Origin of the sequence: Campylobacter sp. B0100352/1 (assembly GCF_020135855.1) — a bacterium.
GTDB classification, from domain to species: Bacteria; Campylobacterota; Campylobacteria; order Campylobacterales; family Campylobacteraceae; genus Campylobacter_D; species Campylobacter_D taeniopygiae.
Genome location: NZ_JACHTP010000097.1, coordinates 1 through 537 on the forward strand (window position 1 = coordinate 1; position 537 = coordinate 537).

Genomic DNA, 537 nt, shown 5'->3' on the forward strand with positions numbered 1-537 from the left:
TTACCTTTTTGCCGATTATTCTTTAATGCTTCTATTTGCTTTGCTCTATCGTTTTTTATCTTTATTTTTTGCCACTTTTTCCCATCATATCTAATCTTAGCAAGAGGACTAGCTTGTATTTTAGTTAAGGCTAGTTTAATCTTATTGCCCTTAGGTATAGAAAGCACAGGATAGCCTTTATTACTTGCTCCTATTAAGCCCATTTGATAAACGGAATATTTATTATTGATTTTATGCTTTGAATAAGTATAAGGAAATACCAAAGCAACTTTAGTACAAGGCCCTCCAGCGACTGGAGGATTTAAACATCCACTTATACTAGCTCCTTGTATTTCATCGTGTAACATAACAGGAACATTATTATATTTTACTCTTTTAGCCTTTTTTGCTTTTAAATTGACTTTGCCTCCATGTAAACATAATAAAGTATTATCTTCCAATATAGGATGCAAACAGGATAAGTCAGGGAGTATGCTTATTTTTCTTGCTCTAGAAATATTTATTTTTCTTTTATTTTTAGCCATGAAAAGCCTTGTG

The 537-nt window shown here is 31.5% G+C and carries 1 pseudogene; it reads right to left on the reverse strand.

From position 1 onward, the window contains the following. Positions 1 to 524, reverse strand: a pseudogene (locus H2279_RS08700) (hypothetical protein); the annotation flags it as partial. Positions 525 to 537: the final 13 nt, after the last annotated feature.